Source organism: uncultured Psychroserpens sp., from assembly GCF_947500255.1.
Classification (GTDB): Bacteria; Bacteroidota; Bacteroidia; order Flavobacteriales; family Flavobacteriaceae; genus Psychroserpens.
Genome location: NZ_CANMRL010000006.1, coordinates 102,755 through 125,000 on the forward strand (window position 1 = coordinate 102,755; position 22,246 = coordinate 125,000).

Here is a 22,246-nt window from a genome sequence, read left to right on the forward strand (position 1 = left end):
TCAAGGCCGAAAATACATTCGACCTTGAATTGTATTTTTACCGTTTTTCCTTCGCACGCAGCTCCGGACATGTTCTTTTCTGCTATAGCAGAATTATCGTCATTACACTTTAATCTCTACTTCAACTCCACTTGGTAATTCAAGCTTCATTAAGGCATCAATTGTTTTAGAAGATGAAGAGTAAATATCTAATAAGCGCTTGTAAGAGCTTAATTGAAATTGTTCTCTAGACTTCTTGTTTACGTGTGGTGAACGTAATACAGTGAAAATCTTTTTGTGTGTTGGTAATGGAATTGGTCCAGTTACAACAGCACCAGTACTTTTTACTGTTTTTACAATCTTATCAGCAGACTTATCAACTAAATTGTGATCGTAAGACTTTAATTTTATTCTAATTTTTTGACTCATTTTCTTTTAGTTTTAAGCTTCTACACCTTTTGCTGCTGCGATTACTTCATCTGAAATATTTTTAGGAGTTTCAGCATAGTGTGAAAATTCCATTGTTGACGTTGCACGACCTGAAGATAATGTTCTTAATGTTGTCACATAACCGAACATTTCAGATAATGGAACAGTAGCTTTCACAGTTTTTGCACCTGCTCTGTCTCCCATATCACTTACTTGACCTCGACGACGGTTTAAGTCACCTACGATATCACCCATATTCTCTTCAGGAGTAATAACTTCAAGTTTCATAATTGGCTCCATGATTACTGCTTTAGCTGCTTTTGCTGAATTCTTAAATCCAAGTTTAGCTGCTAATTCGAATGATAATTGATCTGAATCGACATCATGGTAAGAACCATCTGTTAACGTCACTTTCATAGCATCAACTTCATAACCTGCTAGCGGTCCATTAACCATAGCCATTTTGAATCCTTTTTCAACTGAAGGGATAAATTCTTTAGGAACGTTACCACCTTTAATTTCAGAAACAAATTCCAATCCTGTTTTTCCTTCTTCAGCAGGCTCAAGTGTAAATACGATATCAGCAAATTTACCACGTCCACCAGATTGTTTCTTATAAACTTCTCTGTGCTCTGCACGTTGCGTAATAGCTTCTTTGTATTCTACTTGAGGTTGTCCTTGGTTTACTTCAACCTTAAACTCACGCTTCAAACGGTCTACAATAATATCTAAGTGAAGCTCACCCATTCCAGAAATAATAGTCTGTCCTGAAGCTTCGTCTGTTCTCGCTGTAAATGTTGGATCTTCTTCAGATAATTTAGCTAAAGCCATACCTAATTTATCAACATCTGCTTTAGTCTTAGGCTCCACAGCTATACCAATTACTGGATCTGGGAAGTCCATAGATTCTAAAACGATAGGATTTTTCTCATCAGACATAGTATCACCAGTCTTAATATCTTTAAATCCTACTGCAGCTCCAATATCTCCTGCTTCGATAAAATCGATAGCGTTTTGCTTGTTAGAGTGCATTTGATAGATACGAGAGATACGTTCTTTTTTACCTGAACGGTTATTCAAGATATACGATCCAGCATCTAAACGACCCGAATATGCTCTAAAGAATGCTAAACGACCTACATAAGGATCTGTAGCAATCTTAAATGCTAAAGCTGAAAACGGCTCTTTTACATCTGGTTTACGTAAGATCTCTTCTCCTGAATTAGGATCTGTACCTACGATACCTTCTTTATCTGTTGGAGAAGGTAAGTAACGACATACAGCATCTAATAAGAACTGTACACCTTTATTTTTAAATGCAGAACCACAAATCATCGGGATGATAGCCATATCCATTACAGCAGCTCTAAGTGCAGCATGCACTTCTTCTTCTGTAATAGAGTCTTCATCTTCCATGAATTTCTCAAGTAAGTTCTCATCGTAAGTTGCAACTTCTTCTATTAAAAGCGCACGATACTTACGAGCTTCTTCTTTCATTTCTTCTGGAATGTCGATCACATCAAAAGTTGCCCCTTGAGTTTCATCATGCCATACGATAGCTCTGTTTTTTACTAAATCAATGATACCTTTAAAATCAGCTTCATCACCAATGTTTAATACAATTGGCACAGCGTTAGATTTCAACATATCTTTTACCTGCTGACAAACAGCAAGGAAATTAGATCCTTGACGGTCCATTTTGTTAACGAAACCTATTCTTGGAACTTTATAGTTGTCTGCTAATCTCCAGTTAGTCTCAGATTGTGGTTCAACACCATCAACTGCACTAAATAAGAATACTAAACCATCTAATACACGTAATGAGCGGTTTACTTCTACCGTAAAATCAACGTGACCAGGAGTATCAATAATATTGAAGTGGTATCCTTTTGTGTCTGGAGTAGGTTGCCCATTCTCCATTGGGAAATTCCAAGTACAAGTTGTAGCAGCAGAAGTAATTGTAATACCTCTTTCTTGCTCTTGTTCCATCCAATCCATTGTTGCAGCACCATCATGTACTTCACCAATTTTGTGAGAAACACCTGTATAATAAAGAATACGTTCTGTAGTTGTAGTTTTTCCTGCATCAATGTGTGCAGCAATACCTATATTTCTTGTAAATTTTAAATCTCTTGCCATGTCGTTAATTAAAATCTAAAGTGAGAGAATGCCTTATTTGCTTCTGCCATTTTATGAGTATCAACTCTCTTTTTAACAGCTGCTCCTTCTTCTTTAGCTGCTGCTAAGATTTCAGCTGCTAATTTTTGAGGCATAGATTTTTCATTTCTTTTTCTTGCGTATCCAATCAACCACTTCATTGCAGTTGAAACTTTACGATCTGGACGAATTTGCATTGGAATTTGGAATGTTGCTCCACCAACTCTACGGCTACGTACTTCTACGTGAGGCATAACGTTAGATAATGCATCTTTCCAAATTTCTAACGCCGTTTTCTCGTCGTCAGTTTTCTTTGACTCTACAATATCAATTGCATCATAGAATACTTTAAAAGCGATAGACTTCTTTCCATCCCACATCATCATATTAACGAAACGAGTTACTAACTGATCGTTAAATCTTGGATCTGGTAAAAGCGGTCTCTTTTTTGCTGCTCTTTTTCTCATGTCTTCTTCTTAAAGTTTTAAATTACTTCTTAGGGCGTTTTGCACCATACTTAGATCTACGTTGTGTTCTACCTGCAACACCTGCTGTGTCTAAGGCACCACGAACGATGTGATATCTAACTCCTGGCAAATCTTTTACCCTTCCACCTCTAACTAATACTATCGAGTGCTCTTGTAAGTTGTGTCCTTCTCCACCGATGTATGCATTAACCTCGTTTCCGTTTGTTAAACGAACCCTTGCTACCTTACGCATTGCTGAGTTTGGTTTTTTAGGTGTCGTCGTGTAAACACGAGTACATACACCACGTCTTTGTGGACACGAATCTAGAGCAGCCGATTTACTCTTCTTAGTTATTTTGGCTCTTCCTTTTCGTACTAATTGTGAAATTGTTGGCATATATTACTATATAAATTTTTATTAAACCCTCTCCTTAGAGGGCTGCAAAGGTAGAAATAAATATGAATAATTCAAACCCATAACGATTAATTTTAGAAAGTTTCTTAATTTATTTTTACAAGTACATATTTTTACTGATTAATTTCCGTTAGATTTGAACAATAATTCTATTGATGCTCAAAAAAATTAGTCCTTTTTTACTTCTCCTATCTATAGTATGGTCTACAGAATCGTCTGCCCAAAATCTATATTTAACTTCTATAGGAGCCACTGAAAAAGAAACTAAGACTATCGATTCTATTGGTTATAAAAAAACCTTCAATGACTATGAGTCTTTAGAAAAAGAAATTACTACCCTTCAAAAAAAAATAACTCAAATTGGATATATAGAAAATGAATTACTTTATTTGAAAAAGCAGAATGATACTACTTACCTCGCCTCTTTCAGTTTAAAGAATAAATATGACCACATTATTATTGAACACAATGGATTGGTAGATGTCTCTATTTTAAAACTTACAGATTTTTTAGATCAAAAGAACCGCTTAATTATACCTATAGCTAATGTTGAAAACACTCTACAATTTATCAATTCTGAAATAGCCAATCGTGGCAATCCATTTAGCACGCTAATTGTTAAGAACATTCAAAGGTTAGACGACAAAACACTAACAGGATCTCTATCGGTTTCAGAACCAAAATCAAGAACAACAGACAAGATTATTATAAAAGGATATGAAAAATTTCCAAAGTCTTACATCAACCGCTATTTAAAAATAAAAACAGAAGAAGTTTTCAACCTTGCTAAAATAAAAGAACAAACAGCTGCTTTGAATGACTTGGTGTTTGCTAATCAAATTAGAGATCCCGAGGTTTTGTTTACTAAAGATTCTACCATATTATATATGTATATAGAAAAGGCACGCAGCAATACCTTTGATGGTTTTTTAGGTTTTGGTACAAATGAGTCAACCAATAAGATTGAGTTTGATGGTTATTTGGATTTAAACCTCATCAATAACCTTAATTATGGAGAGTCATTAAAACTCTTGTACAAGAGTGATGAGAATGATCAACAAACCTTTGATTTGAAATTGGTCACTCCATATATATTTAGTTCTCCTATTGGCTTAGATTTGAACTTAAACATTTTTAAACGTGACTCCTCTTTTGTAACGGTGAGTCAAACAGCCAAAATTAATTATCAAATCAATAGCAGGCATGTTATTTCGGCTGGAATACATTCGGTCAAATCTACTGATCTCTTAGACGTACCAACAGCTTTAATTACAGATTACGACTCTAATAAATACCTAATAAACTATACCTACATAAAACGACAAAATTATGATCGCTTATTTCCTGTGAACTTCTTATTTGATCTGTCTTCTAGTTTTGGAAATCGGTCTTATGAAACATTAGACGAAAAGCAATCTAATTTTTACATCAATACATATAAAATTTTTAATCTCAATGATAAAAATAGTTTCTACGGAAGGCTTAACGCTAACTATTTAGTTTCAGACACTTATTTAGAAAATGAACTTCCTCGTTTTGGAGGCATCAATTCAATTCGCGGATTTGAAGAAAATAGCCTCATTGCCAATTTATATGCCGTTCTCAATACTGAATACAGATACAAACTCAATAACACCATTTATGTGCACTCTGTGATAGATGCCGCCTATTTTGAAAACCAAATATCTGATCAAAAAGAAAAGCTATTCGGATTTGGTTTTGGATTTGGACTATTGACCAAAGCAGGGTTATTTCGATTTAACTACACCAGTGGAAAAACTGAAGACAGAAAATTTAAATTATCTGACTCCAAAATTCATTTAAGTTTAACAACCACATTCTGATTTTCAATATTTAGTAATAAAATTCAAAATTTTCTCACTTAATCATTGTTTTGTAAGCTTTTTATTGTGAAATTTGGACTAGACCAATTTAAATCAATCAACAATATGAAAATAACACTTAGTAAAGTGCTAACACTTTTATTGCTGTTAGCTGTGCAACTTACGTTGGCACAAGAAAAAACCATTTCCGGAACTGTCTCAGACAATACCGGTTTACCAATTCCCGGAGTTAATATCTTAATTAAGGGAACTACAACCGGAACTCAAACAGATTTTGACGGAAATTACAATGTAAATGCCAATGTAGGCGATGTTTTGGTTTTTTCGTATGTAGGTTTAAAAACTCAAGAAATTACTGTTGGAGAATCTAATGTAATTAATGTTACCATGTTAGAGGATGCTGAATCTTTAGACGAAGTTATTGTTACTGCAGTAGGTATCAAAAGAAAGCCTGATGAAATCACAACAGCTTATGAAAATTTAAAAGCTGAAGAGATCACATCTGCTAACAACCCTGATGCTGTGCAATCTCTTGCAGGTAAAGTTTCTGGTTTACAGATTAACACGACTAACACAGGTGTTAATCCATCTACAACAATTAGACTAAGAGGAACACGTTCTTTATCTGGATCAAACTCTGCTTTGATTGTGATCGACAATGTTATTTCCTCGGCGACCATTTTATCAGATTTGGATCCTGAAATTATAGAATCCATAAACATCATTAAAGGTCCAAATGGAGCTGCGCTTTATGGATCTAGAGGTGGTAACGGAGTTATTATTGTAACCACTAAAAAAGGAGCAAGAGACACAGGGAAATTAAACATAAGCTACACGTCAACGCTTACTCTAGAAGAAATTGCTTTTTTACCGCAATTACAAGACAGATATGGTAAAGGGTATTGGGGCGAAATCGATGCCTTTGACCAAGGGTCATGGGGACCAGAATACGATGGCTCTCTTCAACCTGTGGGATTACCTTATCCAACCGTTTCAGATTTTAGATATGGTACTTACGAATTCAGAAAAGACAATATGAAAGACTTTTTTGATACTGGTGTTGCCTTACAAAACACAATTACATTATCTGGAGGAAACAGTGATGGATTTTATTCATTAACTGCAAACAGAAGAAAAACTGACGGTATCATTCCTGATGATGAGTATACAAAAGACTTTTTAGCACTTAGTGCTGGTAAAACGTTTGGAAAATTCTCAATGTCGGCTAATGTGAGATTTACTAGTGAAGACCAATCGGTTTCAAATGGTGTTTATGGACAACTTGCTCAGTTACCAAGTGACGTTAATATTTTAGACTTTGATTCTGGAAGTAACAGTGATCACTGGACTGCTTTTGGCGATAGTCCTTACTGGGTAAAGAATAACCAACGATCTATTTCAGAAAATACAAGATCTGATTTATCCGCAGAATTATCTTACCAATTCAATGATAATATCAGTGCAGTATTAAGGAGTAATGTTGTGACTAATAGCGGTAAAGGTTTTACCTATGTTAATGATTATGTTTCCGAATTTACGATTACAGGAGATGGTAGAGATATTCAATCATCTTTAAGTGTGAACAGTAATAATTCAAGAACATTATATACCGACTTAATTGCAAACTTCAATTACGATTTAACAGAAGATATTGGATTAAAATCACTAGTTGGTTTTAACTCAACTGAAAGCAGAGGTTTCTCTCAAACTACAGCTGGAGACATTTTAACGCTTCCAGGTTTGTATACTGTAGAAAATATCTCAAGCGGTATTACTGTTACAGATTTCAGTTCGAAAAGAAGACAACAAGCCATTTTTGCAAATGTTGATTTAAGTTATAAAGATTATTTATTTTTAAACTTAACAGGACGACAAGAATGGGATTCTAGATTGCAGTCTCCAGGAAGAGATATTGGAGACATTGGCTTCTTCTACTATTCTGCTGGTGCGTCTTTCATTCCAACAAAAGCATTTCCAGAAATTAAAACAGACTTTTTACATAAAGTAAAAGTATCTGGAGGTTATGTAAAAACTGCAAATATTTCGGCTTTAGGATCACATGATTTATTTGATACAGGATTTAGACCAGCCGCATTCCCTTTCCCAGGTGGTGTAAACTCGTTTATAATCCCTTCTTCTACTTTTGATAATGCTATTGAGCCTGAATTCATTAGTACTTTCGAAGCAAATCTTAATCTAGAACTTTTAAAGCGTGGTGGTATTCCAAGAATTACTCTAGATGGTAGTTATTCGTTCTATACGAACGACAATCAAATACTAAGTGCTTCGGTATCTTCATCAACTAGTGTTTTTAGCGCTGGTATCAACGTAGGTGAAACCGAAACTAATGCTTACGAAGTAGATTTAGGTCTTACTCCTATTAAAACAGATGACCTAAGATGGAATCTAAACTTTGGTTATGCCTCTCAGCGCACAATCGCTACTAAGATTACTGAGGATTCAGACCAATTAGGTAGTGGTGCTCCTGGTATTTACGCCATTCAAGGTCAAGAATATCCTTTGATTCAAGGTACAGCTTATGAAAGAGATGATCAAGGTCGAGTGGTTTTAAATCCTGATGGATCACCTAGAACAGCTTCTGGGTTGAAAGTTCTAGGAAGAACTACTCCTGATTATATTTTAAATTTCGGAACAGACATCACTTATAAAGGATTTAGATTAAGTGCCGTTGCCGATTTTAGAACAGGACATGTATTCTATTCAAATATCTACAATAACCTTACTGGTCAAGGCCGTAGTTTCATTACTGCTGAAAACGGAAGAGGGTATTTCATTTTCCCAAATTCAACAGTTCAAGGTTCTGGAACAACTAACACAGATGTGTTAACAGGACCATCTTACGGAGGACCATCTGCTTATGCACAATACCAATCGTTTGTTCAAAGTGGAGATTTCACAGGTGTAGATGAGAACTTTGTTTTAGATGCAACAGCATTTAAACTTAGAGAAGTTGCCCTAAGCTATACCTTACCGAGCAAAGCACTTGAAAACACATTTATTCAAGGTTTATCAGTTGGTGTTAGTGGAAGAAATTTATTGATTGTTTTACCAAAAGAGAACAGACGATATAATGATCCTGAAATAGGTTCTGGAATAGGTGGATATGGTCAAACGCCTCCAACTAAATTTTATTCAATGAACGTAAAACTTAACTTTTAAGAAAATGAAAAACATAAATAAAATAAAATATACGATAATGTCATTGGCACTATTATTTCTTACATTTTCTTGTAACGATGTGCTAGTGAATGAAGATCCTAACGGAGTTGTCATTGATCAATTACCTCCTGAAGTAATTCTTCCAGGAGCATTGACTGTACCTGCAGAGACGTTAATGACAACTATGAACGGATTAGGAAATACTATGATAGCCACATGGTCAGGTAATGCACAGCAGGTGCAAGCTCCTTACTTTGTAGAGTTCCAATATCAATTAACTACAGATTTTTATAGTGGTATATGGGATAACTTAATGGCAAGAACTGGAAACTTAACTCAAATTATTGAGAATGAGTATGCAGATAATTATGATTACTTCAAAGGTGCCTCTAAGATTTATAGAGCATTCTATTTTCAGTATTTAGTAGACCTTTATGGTGACATTCCTTTTACAGATATTCATCAACGTGGTGATTTATTATTCCCAGAATATGATAATCAAACAGATGTTTATGTTGCTTTGATTGCCGATATAAACGATGCCATTGCTCAAATCCAAAATACAGACACAAGTACTGCAATTGGAATGGGTTCTAATGATGTTATCATGGGAGGAAACATGGACATGTGGATAAAATTTGGAAATACTGTAAAACTGAGAATGTTATTACGTATGTATGATGCTGCTCAAGGAACACCAGATTTACAGTCTATTGTAAATGGTGAGCTTGCAGCTCTAAATAATGCCAACTTCTTAGGTGCAGGAGAAAATGTGACAATCAATCCAGGATATTCAGATGAGGAAGATCGTATGAATCCATTTGCTGAAACGTTTGGTTACGATCCTGGACAATTTGGAAATGCTTCTAACCAAACTTTCTCTAACTTAAGAGCAGGACCAACTACCTTTTTGGTTGAGTTTTTAGACGGAACAACAACTGGTGTTTCAGATGCCAGACTTCAAAGACTTTACGCTCCAAGAGGTGGTCAAGCAACAATCCAAGGAAATACTCAAGGTGGAGAAGATCAACCGTCTAGAATTGGACCTGGATTATTAATATCGCCACAACAAGATGGTTATATTATGACAGCTTCCGAATCACTATTCCTTCAGTCTGAGGCTGTATTTAGAGGTGTATTAAATTCTGGAAACGCTAAAGGTCTTTTCGAAAGTGCTATTCAGTCTTCATTTGATAGACTTGGTGCTTCTATTGGAAGTTATTTAAACGATGCTAATAATATCAACGGAATTGGTTGGGATGGCAGCGCAGATAAACTTGAAGCTATTATTACTCAAAAATGGATTGATTTAGGTGGAACCAATGGTATTGAAACTTGGATAGAATTCACAAGAACTGGTTTCCCAAGTAACATGCCACTTCCAGATATTACAAACAGACCTAATAGACCATTACGATTATTATATCCAACCTCAGAATATACAGGAAATTCAGCAAATGTTAGTGTTTACAATCAAACGGTAGATACAGCTTTTGATACACCTGTATTTTGGGACGTTAACTAAAAAAAAAGATTATGAAAAAAATTAAATTTATTGTTTTGACAATTCTAGCTGCTCAGTTGGTAGTCTCTTGTAGTGTAGACGACGATCAACAACAGTTAGAAGCAGACCTAGCTAATACACCTTTTGTGGTTGGCTTTAATAACAGTTCGGCAGCTCCTGCTTTTTTAACAGATGGACAGGTGAACTTGTATAGTGAGAATATTGTTTTATTTGGTGGAGAAGAATTTGCTAGCACACCTAGTATAACGGTTAACTTCGAAGTGGATCAAAGTTCAACAGCAGTTGCTGGAACAGATTATGACTTTGTAAGTGGATCGCAATCTGTTACCATTGAGGAAGACAGAGACTTTGCGAAATTGGATATCAATTTTTACTCTGATGTTATAGATGTAGATAATCCAAAGACACTTGTTTTAAATATAACTTCTGCTAGTAATGGTGAAGTTGCAGCTTCCTTTAGAACATTGACAATTACTATTAATGGTATTTGTTTTTCAGATATTGGTGGAATGTATAGTGTGACAACAACATATGGATACCATGATTTCTTACCAGATTATAATCCTCAAACTACAGATATTGAAATTGAAGCCCTAGGTGATGGTCTTTACAGAGTATTTGATATGTCAAGTGGGTTATATAGTTCTGGACCGTATGCAGCTGCATATGGAACTGGCCCAACTAGCTTTGATGTAGAATTCACAGAAAATTGTGGTGAGATATCTTGGGTAAATCAAAATGACCCTTGGGGATTAGTCATTCCTCTGGATGGAGGCGTTAATGCCGTAGATCCTGATACTGGAGTAGTAACCATCTCATGGTTTTGCGAAGGTTATGGCGAAAATGGAGTTTCAGTTTACACACCACTTTAATACTAGAAAAACATGAAAAATATACATAAAAAAATAAGTTATTCTTTAGTTTTCGTTTTCCTGTTAGGTCTTGTTACCTTTTCATGTGAAGATGACGATTCTATTCCAAGAAGAGGAAAACCTGAGTTAACAGTAATGAGTAATTCGGTTACAGTAACTGAAGGCGAAACAGCTGTGTTCAATATTGATGTTGAATTCGCTGTTTCAGAAAAAATAGACATTAGAGTCGACATTCTAGATGATGAAGGCAATCCAGTAGTAACTGCTAATCCAACAGATGGTGATGCTACAACTGGTAATGGTTTTTATGATAGAATACAATTTGAAGACGTTGAAGTACCTTACCCAACTTGGTTTGAGTCTGGTTGGTTTGAGTATGGATATCTTGGTGGTACAGGATACGTAGCATCCTTCCCTCCTTTTACTGAATCAATTGAATTAAATATTGAAACGATTCAAGATTTTATTCCTGAGAATACAAAAACAGTTAATCTAAGATTGACGTCTACATCTCTAATGGCTGCTACCATATCTGAAGATATTAGTGTAACCATTAACGATTTCGTAGGAAATGATTTAGTTGCAAGACTAAATTGGGCTGGTGACTATTTAGAAAGTAGTGCAGATCCTTGTGATATTGACAATGGACTAGATTTAGATCTTGAACTTATCTTCGGAGGTGCTTACATACAAACAAGCTATAACGACTGTCCCGAAGAACTTACCATTTTAGGTTCAGATGCTGATGGTACTTATATTATTGATGCTAGTTTTTGGACTGCCAATGGTAACTCATCTTCAGACAATAGCAATGTACCTGCCTCTCTCGATTTTATGAAGGCTGGTGTATTTGTAGAGTCTGTTGACCTGTCCTCTTTATTTCCATTAAATGATGGTGGACTTAACGACGGTAATGGTAATGCTATTACGTCATTTACTGTTGAAAAAACAGGAAACACCTACACAATCACCGACAGTAATAACACACAAATTGCTCAAGGTAGATTTGCAGACCATAGAATGTCACTCAAAGAAAAGAAAGCATTAAAAAACAAGTAATTGATTGCATGACATATGAATAATCAAAAGCCACCTAAAATTAGGTGGCTTTTTTTGTTAAATATGAACTATCTTAATTATTTTTGGCATTAATATGTTAGGTTTACAAAAAAAGTTGCACTAATAATTTATCAAAAAATTGCTATGATAAGAAAACTACTCGTCTCTCTTACGCTTCTCATATATTTTAATTCTTCAGCTCAAAACACTCTTGGAACTACCTTTATTACTGAAGATGCATTTGAAGCTTTTACACTTTTTACGGTAAATACCAAGTCTTATGTATTAAACAATTGTGGTGAAGTTATAAACGAATGGACAAGTGCATATTTACCTGGAAATGCCGTGTATTTACTTCCTAACGGAAATCTACTCAGAGCAGGTAGATTAGTAGATGGCTCTAGTGATATCTCACTAGGCGGACAAGGAGGAATTGTAGAACTATTTAACTGGGACGGTGATTTGATATGGTCGTATGTTTATAGTTCTAATACATTTAGACAGCACCATGATATCTTTCCTATGCCAAATGGAAACGTATTAATTCTTGCTGTAAAAACAATTACCGATACTGAAGCCATAGATGAAGGAAGAAACCCAGCCTTATTGACAGATCCACGTCTTTACATGGAAGAAATCTTTGAAGTAGAACCTGTTGGCACTAACCAGGCCAATGTTGTTTGGGAGTGGAATATCAAAGATCATTTAATACAAGATTTCGATAATACAAAAGCTAACTTTGGTAGTATTGCTGATAATCCAGGTAAGATGGATATTAACTTCTTAAATGGCGGTACTGGAGCAGAAAACTGGCTACATTTTAATTCGATACAATACTATGAGAACTTTGACCAAATAGTAATTAGTTCAAGAAATCTCAGTGAAGTATTAGTTATTGATCACTCGACCACAACTGCTGAAGCCGCAACAAGTTCAGGTGGAAATTCAGGCAAAGGGGGTGATTTTTTATACCGCTGGGGAAATCCGCAAGCATATGGTCAAGGAACAGAAGCTGACCGAATTTTATACGGACAGCATTACCCTCACTATATAGAAGATGGTTTGACAGATGCAGGAAAAATTATTTTGTTTAATAACGGTAATGGTCGAGCACCAAACTTCTCAGAGGTGTTAATTATAGACCCACCTGTTTCTAATACTGGTGACTATAGTTACACTCCCGGAACAGCTTATGGACCATTAGCAGCAGATTATACCTATGCAGATCTTCCTGCTGATCCTTTGGAGGATTCAGATTTCTATTCTGCTATCGTGAGCAGTGCACAACGTTTACCAAATGGCAATACAATGATTTGTGAAGGACGAACAGGTGAATTCTTTGAAATTGACGCTAGTGATAATATCGTATGGGAATACCAAAACCCAATTAGTAATGCAGACGGAACAACTTATGTTCAAGGTGAAGAGCCACCAGTAAACGGACTAGTTTTTAGAGCTCTAAAATATGCTCCAGACTATCCTGCTTTTTTTGGTAGAGACCTTACCCCTGGCGCTCCTTTAGAACAAAACCCAGACCTTACAGCATGCTTTAATTTAAGCATCGATGATTTTGAAATTTCCGAAATTTCAGTACACCCTAATCCAACTTCAGATTATATCACCGTAACATCAACAAGCAACATTGATAAAATTGAATTGTATTCTGTTTTAGGTAAAAAAGTACATGAAGTAAAGCAAACAAATTCTTTAGATCTATCTCACTTTGATTCTGGAGTTTATTTCGTTCAATTATATTCTGGTAATGCCAGTATCAGTAAAAAAATAATAAAGCAATAATTACTAAAGACAATACATTGTAACCATTCTATTTTTAGAATGGTTTTTTTATACCTTTGCGCCATGGAAAAAGAAACTACCATTTTTGGTATACGTGCTGTCATTGAAGCGATAAAGGCTGGTGAGAATATTGATAAGATATTTTTACAAAAAGGCTTACGTGGCGAATTGTTTTCTGAGCTTGAACAGCTTTTAAAGAAAGAGCGTTTAAACAGTTCTTATGTACCTGTTGAAAAACTCAACCGTCTATCAAAAAAGAACCATCAAGGCGTGGTTGCTCAAATTGCTCCTATTTCATTTTATGATATTGAAGACCTTGTAATGAATGTTATTGAGTCTGGTAAAACACCATTATTTTTGTTACTAGATCAACTAAGTGATGTACGAAACTTTGGTGCTATAGTACGTACAGCCGAGTGTACAGGGGTTTCAGGTATTATCATCCAAAAAAAAGGCGGTGCTCCAGTAAATGGTGATGCCATTAAAACAAGTGCTGGTGCTCTTTTTAAAATGCCTATTTGCAAAGTAGATCATATTAAAGATGCTGTTTTTTATATGCAAGCCAGTGGAATCAAAGTTATTGCAGCCACCGAGAAAACAGACAATACCATCTATGATGTTTCTTTTAAAGAACCTTGCGCTATTATTATGGGTTCAGAAGGAAAGGGTATAAATCCGTCTGTTTTGAAAGTTTCAGATGAAAAAGCAAAACTTCCGCTATTGGGTGAGATAGAATCGTTGAATGTATCTGTGGCTTGCGGTGCGTTTCTATATGAAGCTGTTAGACAACGTCTCTAATCTTTATTCTCTTTGTATGTATAATTAATAGTTGGGCCTTTATCTGCTTCGGAAAGTGGTTCTTCCTCGATCTCAGGCTCTAGGTTTTCAATAAAGTTCCCATTTTCATCAAAGTGTTTTAAAAACGGATCATCATCTTCATTATAATCTGGTTGCTGCCAAACATAACGTTCAGGCTTTGCTATGGCTTTTCTAAAAATAATAGCAAAAATAAAACCAGTAATGAGACCACCAAGATGCCCTTCCCATGACATACCGTCTTTAACAGGAAATGCATACCAGATCATACTTCCGTAGAGAAAAACAATAATTAAGGATAGAGCTACTAATCTAAAATGTTTGGCAAATATACCTTTAAAGAAAATAAAACTCACTAAGACGTAAACCAATCCACTCGCTCCAATATGATTTGCTGGTCTACCTATAATCCAAGTAAAAAGTCCAGAAAGCAGGATTCCAAAAAACAGCACTTTCCACGAAATTTTTCGATAGAAATAAAATAAGGCAACAGATAGAATAAACAACGGAATACTATTGTGATATAAGTGTTCTATATCTGAATGAATGAACGGACTCGTAAAAATCCCTGTTAGGCCTTCCAACTCTAATGGATATACACCTAAGCGCTTTATCGATGGAAAAAAGCGTACTTGTAACCAAAACACAATCCAAATAGAAAGCACAAAAAATATAGGATAGGCAATTACTCCAGTAGAATACTTAAAATGTTGTTGATTATTGCTCATGTATGGTCTAATTTAAAACTTTAATAGCAAATTGCTATCCATTTATTAAAACTATGAAATATTGTCACATTCGTTTTTTGTAATTTTACAGTATGAATGAACCTCTTGCAGAACGATTACGGCCACAAAAGCTTGACGATTATTTAAGTCAGTCGCATTTGGTTGGCAAAACTGGCGTTTTGACCCAACAATTAAATCAAGGCGTAATTGCCTCAATGATTTTTTGGGGACCACCAGGCACTGGAAAAACAACATTGGCAAATATTATAGCTAATGAATCTAAACGTCCTTTCTATACACTAAGTGCCATAAATTCTGGTGTTAAAGATATCAGAGAGGTTATAGATAAAGCAAAACAAAGTGGAGGTTTATTTACAACTAAAAATCCTATTTTATTCATTGATGAAATTCATCGATTTAGTAAATCTCAGCAAGATTCTTTATTACAAGCTGTTGAAAAAGGATGGGTCACGCTTATTGGTGCAACGACTGAAAACCCAAGTTTTGAAGTGATTCCTGCGCTCCTATCGCGTTGCCAGGTTTATATTTTAAACTCCTTTGAAAAAAGCGACCTTGAAGCCTTGTTACATCGTGCAATTAAAGAGGATCAATTATTATCTAATCGCAAAATAAAACTCAAAGAAACCGAAGCTTTAATTAGACTATCTGGTGGTGATGCGAGAAAGCTTTTAAACATCTTTGAACTTATTGTCACCTCATTTGATGAAAACGAGACGATTGTTATTACCAACGATATTGTTTCTAAACGCGTACAAAGCAACACGGTTCGTTATGATAAAACTGGAGATCAGCATTACGATATTATTTCGGCATTCATAAAATCTATACGAGGTAGCGACCCTAATGCAGCTGTATATTGGTTGGCACGAATGATAGAAGGTGGTGAAGATGTAAAATTCATAGCGCGTCGTTTATTAATTCTGGCCAGTGAAGATATAGGCAATGCTAATCCTACAGCTTTAGTTATTGCTAATAATGCATTTCAGGCTGTATCTGTTATTGGGTATCCAGAATCTCGAATTATACTAAGTCAGTGTACTACTTATCTTGCTACTTCTCCAAAAAGCAATGCGTCATACGAAGCCATTGGCAAAGCACAACAATTGGTTAAAGAAACGGGAGACTTATCTGTACCACTATCTATAAGAAATGCGCCTACAAAATTAATGAAAGAATTAGGCTATGGAGACAACTACCAATATGCTCATAAGTATGAGAACAACTTTGCAACACATGAATTTCTGCCTGAAGACATAAAGAATACTACACTTTACAACCCAGGAAATAATGCACGAGAAAAAGCGCAGCGTGAATTTTTAAAATTGCGATGGAAAGATAAGTACGGCTATTAGAACTTAAGGTTTATTTTCTTGACCTTCAGACCTTCTCCATTATTTTCGGCATAGACCCAAGCTCCATTACTTCTGTATACTACAGCATCTTTTCCTTGAACGATATACATATCAGGTGATCCAGAATACAATAATATCATCACCTTTTTTGGTTCGGTATCTACAATTTGAAATCCGTTATCAATTGGTTGAGCATATAGTATTTCCTTTTTATTAGCAGCACTAGGCGTTACTACTGCTTGCTCTTCTACCGTTTCTACTTCAGGTTCAACAGTGTCTTTCACAACCTCTTTCGCTTCTTCTTTTTTACGAACATCAATCGCTTCTTCAGGTACTTTCTCGGTTTCCTTAACCTCAACAACAGGTTGACTTGTCATACTTGTTTCTTTTCCTGCATTACCATTGTACTTATAATCGAAGTTTTGATATGTCGCAAATGCATCTCTTAATGCTCTATTATATGCCTTTTTGTACTCTTTGATCTTTGTACGTCCAATAACAGAAGATGCAATTACATTATTTTTACAATCGACTAAATCAATTTGAACTTTGGTGACTAGAAACCCACCTTTTACATCTTTTAAAACAGCTTTAAGTCCTAAACAATTATTAGCACCAAGGTCAGTGGGGAATTCATCATTTTGCAAATACGCTTCATATCCATATTTATTAAATAAGAATTTAGTTAATGAATTTAATTGGTATTGATCTTCAGATTTTTGAAAATCATACTGATTATCAATAATGATATATTTATAATTATTTATCGCTTCCTGAGCGTTACTATTAAATTGAAATAAAAAGCTAAAAGCAATTAGAAAAAGTAATCTATTCATTTGAATCAAAAATTAGGTTAATTCCGAATTGTAAAGATACACTTTGTGCTCTAGAAATATTTTGCAATTCGGATAAATTATTTCCCATAAGATACATATTAAAGCTTCCAATATGCATGGAGGCACCTAAACCTATATTATGATAAGAAAAATCATCAACAGTGTAGGTGAATTTTAATCGTAAAAAATCGAATAATCGTCTGTAATAAAATGCCGTAACAGCAAACTGAGGTTGTCTTGGTCTAAATATTGAAAACAATTGTAAACCAATACCATTTTGATAGGGTTTACGACCTGCATAGCAATCACAGTCTTCATCATTCTTTTTCCCAAAATTATAACGATACGACGCATTAAATTTTGTAGAACGCCAACTTACATAATTACTTTTGAGTGTATCAATTTGAATACTTTCGTCGAACTCGTCTTCTAAGTTTTGCCAATAAGGTGTAGTCCCATCTTCATTTAACAAAGGCGGAAATACAAGCTCTAAACCTTCAGTTGTATAACTACCATTAAGATGATAGGTTTCTACATCTTTACTATGAAAAATAGCTCCAACATCTAATAAACTACCAGTAATGACATGCTGTTCTTTAGGCTGATAAGTAAATCCCACATCAAAGCCCAAACCTAAATTACCACCAAAAAGCACACGTTTTCTAAGTGTTTTAATATCTTCACTAAAATCTGAATTATCATCTCCTAAAAGTGAGGCGAGACCAGAGGTTTGCACCTTTCCATCTAGTGATTGAAATACGTGTTCATAGACATTATCGCCTGTTGTACTTTCTCGAGTTGTAAAGGTTCCCGAATTATTTCTACTGTTCACATTAGCAATGCTAGAATACAATTTTGCTCTAGCACCTATAGTAAGTTTCTTATTGAGTTGTTTATTGATTCCGAAGTGAAGCACAGATATAACCTCTCCTTTAAGGTTTACATCACCTAGTGAAAATGATTGTCCGATATAATCTGCATTCCCATCCCAAAGCAAGACAGCTAATTCTTTAGGAAAATAGAATATAACATCAGCTTCTTCATACATCCCATATGAAAAATAAGTGGTCTCATCTTTACGCCAGCCTCCATTAATAATCTCTAACTGTTGATTAAACGTAAAATAATCTCGATTTGATAATGAAAAAATAGCATTTCTAATTTTTGTGTTGATATCAATGCCATCATCTTTAAAAATATCATAGGCTGAAACACCCGAACTACCAACATTAAGATGAAACTGTGATAACAGCGGAATTCCAAAATGTTTATCAAACGCTACTAAAGCGCCCGGATTTTGATGTAATGTTTGCGGCAGATCATTAAAATCATACAAGAGTTCTTTATTTTGGCTCATACCAAAAACAGAGATTAATACTGCTATGTATGTGATTTTTAGACGCATTCATTTATAATTCGAAATAAAAGGTGGCTTTAGATTCTAATTTTAGTTGTCCTAAAACAGATATATCTATTGGGTTTGTATTTGGTGGTAATGTAATGCGATAAATTAGTTTTGTCGCCTCTTCGAATGTACTTAACTCTGGCTCTTCAATTAAAAAGTTTGACTCTACAAAAACAGGAGTATCTGGAAGACCTGGTAGTACTTCTACTTGAGCCAAATAACGTTGTTCATCATTATCATTAACAAAAATAAAATCGACATTAAAGTTTCTGTCTAAACTATTTGTGAATTGAAAGGTTAAGTTTGTCTTTGCTAATTGATCGACAAAAAAATCGGAATTAATATATTCAAGTCGTGTTGTATCTGTTAAAACGAGAACTTCCTGCTGTGTGTTTTCATCAATAAAATTAGTAGCTTCTAAATTTGAAAAAATTAAACTTGCTTCGAAAACTGGTGTAGGCAAAATATTTTCCGCCTGATCAAAATCGACATCATTTACACATGATGAACTAAAGAGAACACCAACGGTTATGACAAATAATACGACTAATCTTGATCGTTTCATAAAGGCTTAGGCTTAGTACTAAAACGACAATATCATCAAATAAGTATATCATAAATACTTTTTTAGATCCTCAAGTCGTTTTACCTGTTTAATATGATCTTCAGCATTATAGTCGTGATAATTAAATAAAATTACATCCAAACCAACATCCATGGCTCCTAAAATATCTGCTTCATAGTTATCACCAATCATTAAGCTTTCGTTAGGTTTGGCTTCGGCGAGATCTAGCGCATGATTAAAAATGATGGGATTTGGTTTTTTAACACCTGCTCTTTCAGAATTGGTTATGGTCTTAAAATACTGAGATATATTGGCATTATCCATTTTTCGCTGTTGTGCTTCCTCAAATCCGTTTGTAATGATATGCAAATGGTAATCACTCTGTAAGTGCTCTAAAATATCTACAGTACCATCAAAGAGATGATTAAATGTGGTGAGATAGGTAATGTAGTCCTCAGATAATTGGTTAATGATCTGATCTGAAACATCGAAACGAACAGCATCAAATGCATCTTTTAAACGTCTATATCTCAAACTCGATTTATCTATTTTTTCTTCTCTATATAATTTCCAATAATTAAGATTTATAGGTTCATAAAGGTCTAAGAAGTCTTTGGTGTCTAGGTCAAGCTGATGTATCTCAAAAATTTTCTCGAATGTCAATGCAGAATTCTTATCAAAATCCCAAAGTGTATGATCTAAATCAAAAAATATATGTTTAATTCCCTTAATTTTCATGTCTAGATTTTAATATTTGAGTAAATAATTTTCTAAAGCCTTTCCATCTGATATCACTTCCAAAACAATAATTATGAAATACAGGAGTGAATGTACCATTCACTTGTTTTACGGCGTCTATCAATCGCTGTAATTCTTGTGCTTTATCCAATTGTGATTGATGCTTTAATAGTGCATGATCTAAGCAGTGGAATGAATTGATAAGCAATGGTGTTGGCATTTCGTAATCAAGATCATAAAATAAAAATGGTGTACATGTTCCCGCTCTAAACCCTAAATGATTAAGATAGCCCATAGTGAAATCATTCTTAATCTCTAATTCAATAAGGTTACGATATGATGTCGGTAAATTAATCTTGGAAAATGAGTTTCTCGTAGCTTCCAACTCATAATTAGTGACAAATTCCATTTTCTTCTTTTCCTTTTTCAAAATAGAAATATCATCTAAAGAAAAATAAGAAGCCTTCAATCCTACTTTACAATAGTCTGCAATAGATTTAATGAGTGACACAAATTTCTTTTTATTGATACTGATATTTTTGTCATAGGTTGAATAATCACCAATTAAGAAAAACACAATAAACTTAAAATCGTACTGTTTTTGTTTATTTATAATCCATTTGAAGGTGTCATATGGGTCACGTTTAAAACCAAATAACACCATAAAACGTTGGTAAAGTCGTCTTAATTTGAATCGGTATAAATCGTTTAGCGCACCTCCAACTGTTCGCATCAAACCTTTTTGTTTGAAGTAATAGGCCATTGGCACATCTATAACTGGTTGAATAGAATATGTTTTCTTCGGAAAAGTAAAACCATCAAATTTTTGCTCAAGTAAAGTTTTTAATTTGTAGGCCCACATATCAACTACAGGTTGTTGCAAAAAACCATGTTTATACGCTAGGCTTTCGGTCGCTGTGAATCGGCCATAATCATCTTTAACATGCGGCAAATATTCTTCATAACGACTCAATAGATAAAAGGATGCTGCAAAAATATCAAATGGTAGCGCACTTTTTTCTCCTGTAGCAAAAAAGCATTTGGTGTCGTCCCAATCTTGAACATTGATATCAATATCTGATAAACCTTGTTCAAATAACAACTCATGGTTTCTTATAAAAATCTCATGACTCAAAGGCTGTCGTGTATAGGACATCTTTAAGCTATCATGAGCAATAAACTCCTCTATGGTTGTAGTGAATGACACAGGAATCCCCAAAACTCTCGTACATAAGTGCTTGAACGCATATCGAAGTCGAGGTGTTATTTTATGTGTATAAACGAGTAGCAAAAATATATCTAGTTTTTACAAAAGGGTTTCATCTGCGAAACTAAAATATGCTTTTTCTGTGATAATGAGATGATCTAGAACTTTTATATCTAAACTTTGTGCTGCATTTTTTAATTTTTGAGTTAATTTTTTGTCAGCTTCGCTTGGTTTTAAACTTCCCGACGGGTGATTATGAACTAATAACAAAGCTACTGCTCCAACTTCTAAAGCCGTCTTCAGAACGAGGCGTACATCTACTAAAGTCCCAGTAATTCCTCCCTTACTTAGTTGCTGTTTTTGGATAATCTTATTAGAGTTATTGAGATAGATAATCCAAAACTCTTCATGAGGTAACTCACCAACAATAGGCTGCATAAGATCAAAGACAGAAGCACTGGACTTGATCTTCTTTTTTTCAATGATTTCGGTTCCTATCCTACGGCGAGCTAACTCTAGTGCTGCAACAATTGAAATAGCTTTGGCCTCACCAATACCTTTAAAGGCCATTAATTGCTTTAAATTCAGTTTTCCGAGTGTATTTAAATTATGATTTGCACTGGACAATATGCGTTTACTAAGGCTAACAGCACTCTCATCTTTATTTCCAGAGCCAATTAAAATGGCTAGTAATTCGGCATCACTCAATACAGACTTCCCTTTGTTACGAAGTTTTTCTCTTGGTTGATCATCTTGTGACCAATTTTTTATTGAAAATGAAGTCGTTTTTTTAGTCATCTTATAAAGATATATTGTAACTTTCTAGATGTAAATATAATGCATTATATAGAAAA

At 34.7% G+C, this 22,246-nt stretch carries 19 protein-coding genes; 8 read left to right on the forward strand and 11 right to left on the reverse strand.

Going from position 1 to position 22,246, the window contains the following annotated elements:
- Positions 1 to 102: 102 nt before the first annotated feature.
- Genes rpsJ through rpsL form a run of 4 tightly spaced genes read right to left on the reverse strand, consistent with a single transcriptional unit; the run spans position 103 to position 3,429 of the window.
- On the reverse strand, positions 103 to 408 hold the full coding sequence (gene rpsJ, locus Q0783_RS15620) for a 30S ribosomal protein S10 (RefSeq protein WP_007650482.1): 306 nt from the start codon (positions 406 to 408) through the stop codon (positions 103 to 105).
- 12 nt (positions 409 to 420) lie between these two features.
- A complete protein-coding gene (gene fusA / locus Q0783_RS15625) occupies positions 421 to 2,547 on the reverse strand; it encodes an elongation factor G (RefSeq protein WP_298760258.1) in 2,127 nt (708 codons plus the stop codon).
- 8 nt (positions 2,548 to 2,555) lie between these two features.
- The gene (gene rpsG / locus Q0783_RS15630; protein ID WP_230936844.1) at positions 2,556 to 3,032 is read right to left on the reverse strand and encodes a 30S ribosomal protein S7; all 477 of its coding nucleotides are present in this window, start codon (positions 3,030 to 3,032) and stop codon (positions 2,556 to 2,558) included.
- Positions 3,033 to 3,054: 22 nt separating this feature from the next.
- Positions 3,055 to 3,429, reverse strand: coding sequence for a 30S ribosomal protein S12 (gene rpsL, locus Q0783_RS15635; protein WP_008269190.1), 375 nt, complete (start codon positions 3,427 to 3,429; stop codon positions 3,055 to 3,057).
- A gap of 173 nt (positions 3,430 to 3,602) precedes the next feature.
- Between rpsL and Q0783_RS15640 the strand changes: the two genes are divergently transcribed.
- From Q0783_RS15640 to rlmB, 7 genes are all read left to right on the forward strand, one after another.
- The gene (locus tag Q0783_RS15640; protein WP_298896648.1) at positions 3,603 to 5,291 is read left to right on the forward strand and encodes a POTRA domain-containing protein; all 1,689 of its coding nucleotides are present in this window, start codon (positions 3,603 to 3,605) and stop codon (positions 5,289 to 5,291) included.
- Positions 5,292 to 5,396: 105 nt separating this feature from the next.
- Positions 5,397 to 8,471 carry a SusC/RagA family TonB-linked outer membrane protein gene (locus tag Q0783_RS15645; protein ID WP_298896650.1) on the forward strand — a complete coding sequence of 1,025 codons (3,075 nt, stop codon included), beginning with the start codon at positions 5,397 to 5,399 and terminating at the stop codon, positions 8,469 to 8,471.
- A 4-nt stretch (positions 8,472 to 8,475) separates the two neighbouring features.
- A complete protein-coding gene (locus tag Q0783_RS15650; protein WP_298896652.1) occupies positions 8,476 to 9,996 on the forward strand; it encodes a SusD/RagB family nutrient-binding outer membrane lipoprotein in 1,521 nt (506 codons plus the stop codon).
- Between the two features lie 11 nt (positions 9,997 to 10,007).
- Positions 10,008 to 10,868, forward strand: a complete 861-nt coding sequence (locus Q0783_RS15655; protein WP_298896654.1) for a hypothetical protein — start codon at positions 10,008 to 10,010, stop codon at positions 10,866 to 10,868.
- Positions 10,869 to 10,880: 12 nt separating this feature from the next.
- On the forward strand, positions 10,881 to 11,927 hold the full coding sequence (locus Q0783_RS15660; RefSeq protein ID WP_298896656.1) for a hypothetical protein: 1,047 nt from the start codon (positions 10,881 to 10,883) through the stop codon (positions 11,925 to 11,927).
- A gap of 144 nt (positions 11,928 to 12,071) precedes the next feature.
- Positions 12,072 to 13,724, forward strand: coding sequence for an aryl-sulfate sulfotransferase (locus tag Q0783_RS15665; protein ID WP_298896658.1), 1,653 nt, complete (start codon positions 12,072 to 12,074; stop codon positions 13,722 to 13,724).
- Positions 13,725 to 13,787: 63 nt separating this feature from the next.
- Entirely contained in the window at positions 13,788 to 14,522 is a 735-nt protein-coding gene (gene rlmB / locus Q0783_RS15670) for a 23S rRNA (guanosine(2251)-2'-O)-methyltransferase RlmB (RefSeq protein ID WP_298760273.1), read from the forward strand.
- Here the strand turns inward: rlmB and Q0783_RS15675 are convergent.
- Positions 14,519 to 15,268: a rhomboid family intramembrane serine protease gene (locus Q0783_RS15675; RefSeq protein WP_298896660.1), complete on the reverse strand. Its 750-nt coding sequence runs from the start codon at positions 15,266 to 15,268 to the stop codon at positions 14,519 to 14,521. The genes rlmB and Q0783_RS15675 overlap by 4 nt on opposite strands.
- A 92-nt stretch (positions 15,269 to 15,360) precedes the next feature.
- Between Q0783_RS15675 and Q0783_RS15680 the strand changes: the two genes are divergently transcribed.
- Positions 15,361 to 16,641, forward strand: coding sequence for a replication-associated recombination protein A (locus Q0783_RS15680; RefSeq protein WP_298896662.1), 1,281 nt, complete (start codon positions 15,361 to 15,363; stop codon positions 16,639 to 16,641).
- Here the strand turns inward: Q0783_RS15680 and Q0783_RS15685 are convergent.
- The 6 genes from Q0783_RS15685 to radC are packed head-to-tail and all read right to left on the reverse strand — an operon-like array spanning position 16,638 to position 22,190.
- The gene (locus Q0783_RS15685; RefSeq protein ID WP_298896664.1) at positions 16,638 to 17,477 is read right to left on the reverse strand and encodes a hypothetical protein; all 840 of its coding nucleotides are present in this window, start codon (positions 17,475 to 17,477) and stop codon (positions 16,638 to 16,640) included. The genes Q0783_RS15680 and Q0783_RS15685 overlap by 4 nt on opposite strands.
- Entirely contained in the window at positions 17,470 to 18,882 is a 1,413-nt protein-coding gene (locus tag Q0783_RS15690; RefSeq protein WP_298896667.1) for a DUF5723 family protein, read from the reverse strand. The genes Q0783_RS15685 and Q0783_RS15690 overlap by 8 nt, the downstream gene beginning before the upstream one ends.
- A 4-nt stretch (positions 18,883 to 18,886) precedes the next feature.
- The gene (locus tag Q0783_RS15695) at positions 18,887 to 19,447 is read right to left on the reverse strand and encodes a hypothetical protein (protein ID WP_298760282.1); all 561 of its coding nucleotides are present in this window, start codon (positions 19,445 to 19,447) and stop codon (positions 18,887 to 18,889) included.
- A gap of 48 nt (positions 19,448 to 19,495) precedes the next feature.
- Positions 19,496 to 20,185: a YjjG family noncanonical pyrimidine nucleotidase gene (locus Q0783_RS15700; RefSeq protein ID WP_298896669.1), complete on the reverse strand. Its 690-nt coding sequence runs from the start codon at positions 20,183 to 20,185 to the stop codon at positions 19,496 to 19,498.
- A complete protein-coding gene (locus tag Q0783_RS15705; protein ID WP_298896672.1) occupies positions 20,175 to 21,476 on the reverse strand; it encodes a polysaccharide deacetylase family protein in 1,302 nt (433 codons plus the stop codon). Before Q0783_RS15705 ends, Q0783_RS15700 begins: the two co-directional genes overlap by 11 nt.
- A 15-nt stretch (positions 21,477 to 21,491) precedes the next feature.
- Complete coding sequence (radC, locus tag Q0783_RS15710) at positions 21,492 to 22,190, reverse strand: DNA repair protein RadC (RefSeq protein WP_298896674.1); 699 nt, start codon at positions 22,188 to 22,190, stop codon at positions 21,492 to 21,494.
- Between the last annotated feature and the right edge of the window lie 56 nt (positions 22,191 to 22,246).